Annotated in this window: 10 protein-coding genes; 8 read left to right on the top strand and 2 right to left on the bottom strand. The window is 65.3% G+C overall.

All coding sequences use genetic code 11. The features are described 5' to 3' along the window. The 3 genes from ABZW16_RS41645 to ABZW16_RS41635 form a co-directional block, all read left to right on the top strand. Positions 1–835, top strand: an 835-nt coding sequence (locus ABZW16_RS41645; protein WP_354961675.1) for a glycosyl transferase, incomplete at its 5' end; no start/stop codon positions are given. A 99-nt stretch (positions 836–934) separates the two neighbouring features. Then, the gene (locus ABZW16_RS41640; RefSeq protein WP_354961674.1) at positions 935–1,129 is read left to right on the top strand and encodes a DUF3046 domain-containing protein; all 195 of its coding nucleotides are present in this window, start codon (positions 935–937) and stop codon (positions 1,127–1,129) included. Continuing rightward, a complete protein-coding gene (locus tag ABZW16_RS41635; RefSeq protein WP_354961673.1) occupies positions 1,126–2,334 on the top strand; it encodes a phosphotransferase in 1,209 nt (402 codons plus the stop codon). The genes ABZW16_RS41640 and ABZW16_RS41635 overlap by 4 nt, the downstream gene beginning before the upstream one ends. 2 nt (positions 2,335–2,336) lie before the next feature. On the opposite strand, the gene ABZW16_RS41630 is transcribed toward ABZW16_RS41635, so the two are convergent. Then, positions 2,337–2,852, bottom strand: coding sequence for a CGNR zinc finger domain-containing protein (locus ABZW16_RS41630; protein ID WP_354961672.1), 516 nt, complete (start codon positions 2,850–2,852; stop codon positions 2,337–2,339). Positions 2,853–3,006: 154 nt separating this feature from the next. Between ABZW16_RS41630 and ABZW16_RS41625 the strand changes: the two genes are divergently transcribed. The 3 genes from ABZW16_RS41625 to ABZW16_RS41615 all read left to right on the top strand — a co-directional run bounded on the left by ABZW16_RS41625 (position 3,007) and on the right by ABZW16_RS41615 (position 4,884). Further along, on the top strand, positions 3,007–3,468 hold the full coding sequence (locus tag ABZW16_RS41625) for a VOC family protein (protein WP_354961671.1): 462 nt from the start codon (positions 3,007–3,009) through the stop codon (positions 3,466–3,468). A gap of 4 nt (positions 3,469–3,472) precedes the next feature. Next, a complete protein-coding gene (locus ABZW16_RS41620) occupies positions 3,473–4,366 on the top strand; it encodes a pyridoxamine 5'-phosphate oxidase family protein (protein WP_354961670.1) in 894 nt (297 codons plus the stop codon). Positions 4,367–4,434: 68 nt separating this feature from the next. After that, positions 4,435–4,884 carry a nuclear transport factor 2 family protein gene (locus ABZW16_RS41615; RefSeq protein WP_354961669.1) on the top strand — a complete coding sequence of 150 codons (450 nt, stop codon included), beginning with the start codon at positions 4,435–4,437 and terminating at the stop codon, positions 4,882–4,884. Positions 4,885–4,979: 95 nt separating this feature from the next. Here the strand turns inward: ABZW16_RS41615 and ABZW16_RS41610 are convergent, their stop codons facing one another. Next, the gene (locus tag ABZW16_RS41610) at positions 4,980–6,389 is read right to left on the bottom strand and encodes an MFS transporter (protein WP_354961668.1); all 1,410 of its coding nucleotides are present in this window, start codon (positions 6,387–6,389) and stop codon (positions 4,980–4,982) included. Positions 6,390–6,486: 97 nt separating this feature from the next. Between ABZW16_RS41610 and ABZW16_RS41605 the strand changes: the two genes are divergently transcribed. Together ABZW16_RS41605 and recA are read left to right on the top strand one after the other, a co-directional pair. Continuing rightward, positions 6,487–7,506 carry an AsnC family transcriptional regulator gene (locus ABZW16_RS41605; RefSeq protein WP_354961667.1) on the top strand — a complete coding sequence of 340 codons (1,020 nt, stop codon included), beginning with the start codon at positions 6,487–6,489 and terminating at the stop codon, positions 7,504–7,506. A gap of 193 nt (positions 7,507–7,699) precedes the next feature. After that, positions 7,700–8,743 carry a recombinase RecA gene (gene recA, locus ABZW16_RS41600; RefSeq protein WP_354961666.1) on the top strand — a complete coding sequence of 348 codons (1,044 nt, stop codon included), beginning with the start codon at positions 7,700–7,702 and terminating at the stop codon, positions 8,741–8,743. The last annotated feature ends 482 nt before the right edge of the window (positions 8,744–9,225 follow it).

The following is a 9,225-nucleotide window of genomic DNA, read 5'->3' as shown; positions in this document are numbered from 1 at the left end:
ACGACTCGGGGTGCCGTGGGTTGAGCTGTCGCCGCATCCGCTGTATCTTCCGTCGAAAGCGTTGCCGCCCATCGGCAGTGGCCTCGCGCCAGGGCAGGGTCTGCGCGGGCGACTCCGCGACGGCATGTTGCGCACCATGACCGCTCGCGCCATCCGCAACGGTCTGCGTCAGCGGGAGCATGCCCGCGAAAGTGTCGGACTGCCCGCCACCGATCCGGGTCCGGCGGCCCGCCTGGTCGCCACCCTGCCCGCCCTCGAAGTGCCGCGCCCCGACTGGCCCGAGCACACCCATGTCATCGGCCCACTGCTGTGGGAACCGACCCGGGAAACTCTCGACCTACCGCCCGGTGATGAGCCGCTGGTCATGGTCGCGCCGTCGACGGCGCACACCGGCGTCGCGGGCATGGTCGACACCGTGTTGGCCGCCCTGGACGGGGCGGGGGTGCGGGTCGCCATCTCCATGCTCGACACCCCGCCGACCGACCTCCCGCCCTGGGCGACCGCTGGACTCGGCCGTCAAGACGAACTACTCATCCACGCCTCGCTCGTCGTGGGCGGTGGCGGGCACGGCCTGCTGGCGAAATCCCTGCTCGCGGGTGTGCCGATCGTCACCGTCCCCGGCGGCGGCGACCAATGGGAACTGGCAAATCGTGCCGCCCGCCAGGGCAGCTCGATTCTGGTTCGGCCGCTTACCGTGGACGCCGTTCGCGCGGCGGTCCGAGAGCTCCTCGACACCCCCTCCTACACGACCGCGGCACAGGAGGCGGCCTCCGGCGTCGCGGACGTCGCCGATGCCATCGCTATCTGCCACGACGTTCTCAGCGTTCGAGCTTGATTCCAGGGGCGCTCGCTTCAGTGCAAATTCGAGAATGGGCAACGCCACCGCATACCGGTATCTGGAAGTGAGCGCGGCGACGCGAGTATCTTGAACACGGTGCGGTTGACCGAGTTCCAGGAACTGTTGCACACCGAGTTCGGTGTGGCCCGTGGCGATAGCCTGCTCAAAGATCACACCATCCCGGCGTTGGACGGGCGGACGGGTGCCGCCGCCATCGAGGCGGGTGTCGATCCACGGGATGTGTGGCGTGCACTCTGTGCGGATTTCGATGTACCGAGATCACGCTGGTGACCGATGGTGGATACCGCTTCGACGGGCGGCTGCGCATGATCGCTACCGATCATGAACAGCTGGCTGCGCGGGTAGCGGCCGCCCGGCCGGTCGATTTCGCCGAATTCCGCAAGACCGGTATCGACCTGCTACTACTCGGCCGCTATGACGAGGCCCTGGATCACCTCGATCGTGCCCTCGAACTCGCGGACAGCGATCGCCGCCGGATTTCGGTCTGGATCAACCTCGGTGATGCCCACCGATATCGCGGCGATGTTGTCACCGCCGAAACGCTGTATCGCCGGACCGTCGACCGGGCTCGGGACTGCGCGCCGGAGGTGTTGTCCTTCGCACTGCAGCACCTGGGCAAGGCGCTCGCCGAACAAGGTCGGCTGCCGGAGGCCAAGGCATTGCTGAGTGAGGCGCTGAAGTTGCGAGTCGCCGAGGGGGACGCCGAGTTGATCGAATCCACGCGCACCTCCTTGGACGCCCTCGACGAACTGCCCGCGACCTTGCCGCCGAAGGTGGTTGCGCTGCTCGGCGAGGAATCCACGTGGTCGGATGATCACGAAGGGATGAGCGGTGGTGTCGCGCACGTCAACGGCACGTACTGGGTGAAGCGTGGGCCGAAGGCCGTCGCCGAGTACGAGCGCTTGAACTGGTTGCGGGGCAGGGGGATTCGGCTACCGGATATCGCCGTGTTCGAAGACGATGTCCTGGTGCTGACTGATGTGGGCGTGCCGAGCCTGGCCGCACTCGACGATCCGGCGGTATCGGTGGGCGCGGTCATGGGCGCCGTGCTACGCCTCCTGCACGCCATCCCGGTCGCGGAGTGCCCGTTCGACGGTGGACTGGATGTCATGCTCGCCCAAGCGCGGCGCAATGTGCTCGAGGGTCTGGTCGATACCGAGGACTTCGACGAGGACAACCGACGGCTGACGCCCGAACAGATACTCGACAGGCTGCTCGCCGAACGCCCGACGGATGCGGATCTCGTTGTCGCGCATGGTGATTTCACTCCGTCCAATGTCCTGAACGGCGGCCTGCTGATCGACGTCGGCGGGCTGGGCGTGGCGGATCGGTACCGCGATCTGGCCCTGGTCGCGCGCGATCTGCCCATTGACTTCGATGACGACGAACTGCACGCGTTCTATACCGCCTACGGTCTCACCGAGCCGGACCGGCGACGGCTGGACTACTACCGGCTGCTGGACGAACTCTTCTGAGCTCAAACCTTTTTCGCATAGTGGCGCGCGGCCTTGGTGCGGTTGCCGCAGGTCGCCATCGAATGCCATCGGCGGGTGCCGTTTTTCGAGGTGTCGTAGAAGAACAGCACGCAATCGGGATGTGCGCACTGGCGGATCCGGTCCGGTGCCTCGGCGAGTAGCCGCAACAGATTGTCGGCGGCCAGCCAGCCGGGGAGCCAGGTCGCTTCGGGCACGTCGACGATATCGGCTGGGCCGGTATCGGTCAGGGTGCGCCGGATCCGGCCGAGGTCGAGCACCTCATTGAGTGCGGTGTGGGAGGTGTGCTTCAGCACGTCATAGATGGCGGTGCGCGCGGTGAGCACCGCCTGCAGGGTCGGTTCGTCGGCTTTCGCGCGCTCGGCCAGCCCGGCCGAGGTCAGCCAGATGCCGAGACCCGCCACATCGGTGAGTAGATCCTGCGGCCCGTTCTCGATCCATCGGGTGTTCAGCAGGTCGAGTGCCAGCGGCTCACCGAGGTGGGGTCGTGGATCGGGCATACCTGAGGGTAGCGATCCGCCTTGTGTCGTCAGGTCGACCACCGCCGTTCTAACTAGTTAAATTGATTTTAGAGGTTGACGCCCATGTCGCTGCTCGCTATGTTCTAACCAGTTAAACAATCTATGGCGGTTATTGATTTCGAGGAGGATTCACATGACGACAGCCATCGCGCCACAGTTGGTCACCGGACATATCGGCCTGAACGTCTCCGATCTGGACCGCTCGGTGGACTTCTATCGGCGCGCATTCGGTTTCGAACAGCTTGCGGCCAGCACCGATGACGGCAAACGCTGGGCGTTCCTCGGCGCCAACGGCAAGCTCATGGTGACTCTCTGGCAGCAGTCCGACGGCACGTTCTCCACTGAGACTCCCGGCCTGCATCACCTTTCGTTCCAGGTCGACACCGTCGAACAGGTGCGCGCGATCGAGGCGCTGCTGCGCGAACTCGCGGTGGATTTCGTGCACGACGGTGTCGTCGCGCACGGTGAGGGCGTGGCTTCCGGTGGCATCTTCTTCACCGACCCCGACGGCATCCGGCTCGAGGTCTACGCGCCCACCGGCGCCGAATCCGCTCCCGCGCCGAGCGGTGCTGCTCCGACCTGTGGATTCTTCTGAGCCGATGACGCACTTCCACTCCGGTGAGGTCGCCGTACAACAGCGAATGGGTCAGCAGCACATCGCGGACCGCGTCGGCCGGATGATTCGCGGCGATATCCCGGATGTCGCGGCGTCCTTCCTGGCCGAACAGCCGATGGTCGTGATCGCGGCCGCAGACGATGCGGGACATGTGTGGGCCAGTGAGTTGGTTGGGCCGTTGGGATTCGTGCATGCCCTCGATGCCGAGACGATCGCGGTCGATGCATTTCCGGCGGTCGGGGATCCGTTGCATCGCACACTGACCCGCCCCGCTCGGATCGGCATGATCGCGCTGCAGCCGCAGCGGCGCAGGCGGATGCGAGTCAATGGTTTCGCGGTGCCGACGCAGTGGCGTGACGGGTTGCGGATCGCTGTCGACCAGGTGTATTCGAACTGCCCGAAATACATCTCACGCCGGACGATCGATTCCTACCGACCCGGTGTCGATATTCCGGCGCCGCAATGCGGTACCGAACTCGACGCGCGCCAGCGAGAGCTGATTACCGCGGCCGACACGTTCTTCGTCGCGACCGCGGATGTCGACGACAATGCCGATGCCTCCCATCGCGGCGGCAATCCTGGTTTCCTGCAGGTGCTTTCGTCCACGCGGCTGCGATGGCCGGATTACCAGGGCAACTCGATGTTCATGACGCTAGGGAATATCGCGGTGAATCCGCGCTGCGGCATTCTGATCCCGGACTGGCGCACCGGCGGAACGCTGCAACTCACCGGAACCGCCGAATTGATCTGGGATGCTGCGACATTCACCGCCGGATCCCAGTGCACGATCGACTTCACCATTACCGATGTAGTGGAAGTTCGCGGTTCGGGCCCGCTGCGCTGGGGTCCTGCCGAACTCTCCCCGGTCAACCCCTGACCGGATCCACGCCTTTGCGACATCCACGCAGGGTGCGGCCGAATCCGATACCGAAGAAGGAGCTTGTTATGCGACCCCCATTGCCGCCGTTCGACCTGGAATCCGCGAAGGTGAAGGTGCTTGCCGCCGAAAATGCCTGGAACACCAGGGATCCTGAGCGTGTCGCCGCGGCGTATACCGAGGATTCGGTCTGGCGCAATCGCGACGAGTTCTTCACCGGCCGCGACGCCATTGTCGAGTTCCTCACCCGAAAGTGGTCCATCGAGAACGGGTACGCACTGCGCAAGGACCTCTGGGCCTTCGAAGGCAATCGCATTGCGGTCCGCTTCCAATACGAATGGCATGACGAATCCGGCCAGTGGTGGCGCAGCTACGGCAATGAGCAGTGGGAGTTCACCCCGGAAGGTCTGATGTCGCGGCGCGAGGCCAGCATCAACGATGTCCGCATCGAGGAATCCGACCGCCGCATTTTCGGCCCGCGCCAGGAAGGGGACGAATCCGTGCTGCCGCAGCGGTAGTGCGGGGCCATTGCTGGTTCGACGATCCGCGCGCGGTTGGTGCCGGAACCCCTGCGTTGCGGGGATTCCGGCACACGTCTGTGCTGCGGGCTTACCTATGCGGCAACAACTTCCCGCTCCGCTGGACCATCCGCGACCACCTCGTGCTGACGATGGAACAGCCCGAATGCGATCACCCCGAACACGATCCCGACCCCGGCCGCCACGGCGAACGCCGCGTCCAGCCCATCGACGAACCGCGACAATGTCATCGGCTGATCGGCATCGGCGACCTCGCGGAATACCGTGCCCAGCACCGCGACTCCGAGCGCGAGTCCGAGCTGGCGTGCGGTATTCACCGCGCCGGCAGCGATTCCGCCCTGTCGCGGCGGCACCGCCGCCATTCCCACCGCCACGAGCGCGGGTGAGTTGATGCCGATGCCGGCACCGATCACCGCGAATCCGGGAACCAATGCGACCCACGATGAGCCGGCGTCGATGATGGTGAGCAATCCGGTTCCGATGCCGACCAGCACCAGGCCTGCCCCGATCGTCCATTTCGGCGAAACATCGTGCAGCAGCTTGCCGAACGCACCGGCCACCACGAATGCGGTCGCCGCCATCGGCAGCATCGCGAGTCCCGCGTGCAGCGGCGTCATATGCAGCTGCTGCTGCAGCCACAGCGATACCAGGGGAGTGGCGGCGAAGGCCGCGAACGTCTGTCCGGAAGCCGAGACCAGCGTGGCGCCGAAGTTGCGGTTGCCGAGCAGTGACAGCGGGAGCATCGGTGCCGCACTGCGGTATTCGATGAATGCGAAGGCCAGCGATGCGACCACGCCGAGCGTCAGCGCGAGCAATGTCGCGTCATCGGACCAGCCGTGTTCGCCGCCCCGGATGACACCATAGGTGACCGCTGTCGCGGCGGTCGCGAACGCGAGCATGCCGGGAATGTCCACGGCCCGATCCGCCTGCCGCGGTGACGGCTGGAACACGATGGCGGTCAACATGATCGCCAAGACCGCGATCGGCAGATTGACGAAGAAGATCCACCGCCACGACAGCGCCTCGGTGAGCACACCGCCCAGCACCACGCCGATTCCGGCCGCCGCACCCGCGACCGCGCCCCAGACGCCGAAGGCGACACCGCGGTCCCGACCGGTGTAGGTGGAGTTCAGCAGTGACAGTGTGGTCGCGAACATCGCGGCGCCGCCGACACCCTGAAGTGCCCGCGCGGCGATGAGACTCGGCGACGTATCGGCGATCCCGCAGATCAGCGATGCGATCGCGAAGACGGTGAGCCCGGCGAGATAGGCGCGCTTGGCGCCTACCCGATCGGCCAGCGAACCGAGTACGAGCAGCAGCGCGGCCAGTGCCAGCGCGTATCCGTCCACCACCCACTGCAGTCCGGAGAGTCCGGTGCCGAGATCGGCGGCGATATCGGGGAGCGCGACATTGACGATGGTGACGTCGATGAGCAGCATCAGCGTGCCGAGGCACGCCGCGAATAGGGGGAGCCATTTCTTCACTGGAGCCTCCGGGGGCGAATGAACGATTTCGACACCCAGCGTGAGCCTTACGGTGATATCTACATAGCTGTGCGCCTGTTGGCGATATATTCCTCCTATGCAGTCTCTGGAAGACTCGGAATCCTCCGTTATGGATGTGCTCGACAAGCAGATCGTGCACGCGCTCGTCAGCGATGCCCGCATTGCGTTCGCCAAGCTGGGCGCCATCCTCGGGGTTTCGGAGCAGACGGTGGCGCGCCGCTACCGGTCGCTGCGGCAGCGCGGCATTTTGCATGTGGCGGGGCAGGTGAACGCGGTGCCGCTCGGGCACGCGCGCTGGGCGATCCGGCTGCGCACGACGCCGGACAAGGCGGTGCGGTTGGCCGAATCGCTGGCTCGGTTTCCGGATCTGAGCTGGGTCACCCTGCTGTCCACCGGATCAGAGGTGACCTGTGTGAGCCGCCCGCGCTCGGTCGAACGCCGCGACAAACTGCTGCTGCAGACATTGCCGCAGGCCAGCCAGGTGATCGGCTTGACGGCGCACGAGGTGATCCATCGGTTTCCGCTCGACGAGGAGTGGCCGCATTTCGGCCACCTGTTCACCGCGGCGCAGTTGCGCGAACTCGGGTCCCAGGCGACGCGGGCCGATATGGGGCCGGAAGCGCCGGTGCGGCTTTCGGCCGAAGACGAAGCGATACTGGCGATCCTCGGTCGCGACGGCCGTGCGCCTTATGCCCAGATCGCCGCCGAAATCGGTTGGACTCCAACGAGAGTGGCGCGTCGCATGGCCGAACTGGTCGAATCCCGGGTGCTCTACTTCGATCTCGATTTCGCGATCGAGCGAATGGGGTATGCCGTGCGCGCGGCGCTGTGGCTGCGCACCCGCCCGGCCGATCTCGCGGCGGTGGGCGCCGCGATCGCGACACATCCCGAGACCGTATTCGTCGCCGCGACCACGGGGTCGGTCAATCTGATGGCGTCGATCATGTGCCGGGATACCGCCCACCTCTACCGCTATGTCACCCAGCGGCTCGGTGCCCTCGATGGGATCACCGATGTCGAGGTGACACCGGCCCTGCGGGTCTTCAAGCAGGCGCAGACGCTGCTGGACAGCGATCGGATATCGCTGGTGCGGTGAACGGGCGGCGGTGCGGAATCGGCCGTAGCGCGGCGGTTGCCCGGTGCGCCGAAGTCGGCTCGCGTGTTGTCGGGCGCGTCGCTTGACTCGAACATCTGTTCGTCTAGGCTTGTCGCCAGAACTTGTCGGTGCCGCCCTCTAATGTGGGCGCCAACCAAGAACGAGACTTACCCGTCGAAAAGGGGATGAGGATATGGCACCACAGGCGTACGACCGCGATAAGGCGCTCGAGCTGGCGCTGGCGCAGGTCGAGAAGAGCTTCGGCAAGGGCGCGGTCATGCGTCTCGGCGAGGAGGCCCGCCAGCCCATCTCGGTGATCCCGACCGGATCCATCGCGCTGGACGTGGCGCTCGGCATCGGCGGTTTGCCGCGCGGCCGCATTGTCGAGGTCTACGGTCCGGAATCCTCGGGTAAGACGACCGTCGCCCTGCACGCGGTGGCCAATGCCCAGGCCGCGGGCGGTGTCGCCGCCTTCATCGACGCCGAGCACGCGCTCGATCCCGACTATGCCCGCAAGCTCGGCGTCGATACCGACGCGCTGCTCGTCTCCCAGCCCGATACCGGTGAGCAGGCCCTCGAAATCGCCGACATGCTGGTGCGTTCCGGTGCGATCGACATCATTGTCATCGACTCGGTGGCCGCGCTGGTGCCGCGGGCCGAGATCGAGGGGGAGATGGGCGATAGCCACGTCGGTCTGCAGGCTCGACTGATGAGCCAGGCGCTGCGCAAGATGACCGGTGCGCTGAACAACTCCGGCACCACCGCCATCTTCATCAACCAGCTGCGCGAGAAGATCGGCGTGATGTTCGGCTCGCCCGAAACCACAACCGGTGGTAAGGCGCTGAAGTTCTACGCCTCGGTGCGCCTGGATGTGCGCCGCATCGAGACCCTCAAGGACGGCAGCGACGCGGTCGGCAACCGCACCCGCGTAAAGGTCGTGAAGAACAAGGTCTCGCCGCCGTTCAAGCAGGCGGAATTCGACATTCTCTACGGTCAGGGCATTTCCAAGGAAGGCTCGCTCATCGATATGGGTGTCGAGCAGGGCTTCATTCGCAAGTCCGGCTCCTGGTACACCTACGAGGGCGACCAGCTCGGCCAGGGCAAGGAGAACGCCCGCAAGTTCCTGCTGGAGAACACCGATGTCCGCGACGAGATCGAGAAGAAGATCAAGGAAAAGCTCGGCATCGGCGCCGATGTAACCGCGGAAGCGGCCGCAGAGGTTCCCGCCGATTTCTGATCCGATGAACTCTCGGCGCCCAGCATCACGTCGTGGTCGGTCCGCGTCCGATGGGGCGCGGCCCGATCCGGTGGAAGAGGTTCGGCGTCAGCTGAATGAGCTGCTCTCCGCTTCGGAGGCGGATGGTTTCCGGTCGGGTGAGGCCGAGTCGGGGCGGGGCCGGTGGCCTGACGTTGATTCGGAGGCCGATGGTTTCGGCTCGGGTTCGTCCAGGTTGGGGCGGGGGCGGCGGTCGGAAATTGACTCGGAGGCTATCGGTTTCGGATCCGGTGCGTCCGAGTCGGGGCGGGGGCCGTGGTCTGAAGGCAATTCGGAGGCCTCGGGTTTTCAGTGGGAAGAGCGGGGGGATGGACGGGTCCGGTTGGCCGAAGGTGGTTTGGCCGATTATAACAATATTTTGCTTTTTACCAAAGTCTAATAACACGACGCTTAAATCTGAACCTGTTGATACATACGGTGTTTTTGTTGACACAGTAGTCACC

Source organism: Nocardia sp. NPDC004604, assembly GCF_040609795.1.
In the GTDB taxonomy this organism is placed as follows: Bacteria; Actinomycetota; Actinomycetes; order Mycobacteriales; family Mycobacteriaceae; genus Nocardia.
Note: the sequence above shows the minus strand (reverse complement) of the source record. Positions and strands in the feature narration are given on the sequence as shown.

Excerpts from the sequence above, each read along its gene's own strand:
- ABZW16_RS41615 (WP_354961669.1), top strand. The coding sequence starts at position 4,435 with ATGCGACCCCCATTGCCGCCGTTCGACCTGGAATCCGCGAAGGTGAAG.
- ABZW16_RS41605 (WP_354961667.1), top strand. The coding sequence starts at position 6,487 with ATGCAGTCTCTGGAAGACTCGGAATCCTCCGTTATGGATGTGCTCGAC.
- ABZW16_RS41625 (WP_354961671.1), top strand. The coding sequence starts at position 3,007 with ATGACGACAGCCATCGCGCCACAGTTGGTCACCGGACATATCGGCCTG.
- ABZW16_RS41620 (WP_354961670.1), top strand. The coding sequence starts at position 3,473 with ATGACGCACTTCCACTCCGGTGAGGTCGCCGTACAACAGCGAATGGGT.
- recA (WP_354961666.1), top strand. The coding sequence starts at position 7,700 with ATGGCACCACAGGCGTACGACCGCGATAAGGCGCTCGAGCTGGCGCTG.
- ABZW16_RS41630 (WP_354961672.1), bottom strand. The coding sequence starts at position 2,852 with ATGCCCGATCCACGACCCCACCTCGGTGAGCCGCTGGCACTCGACCTG.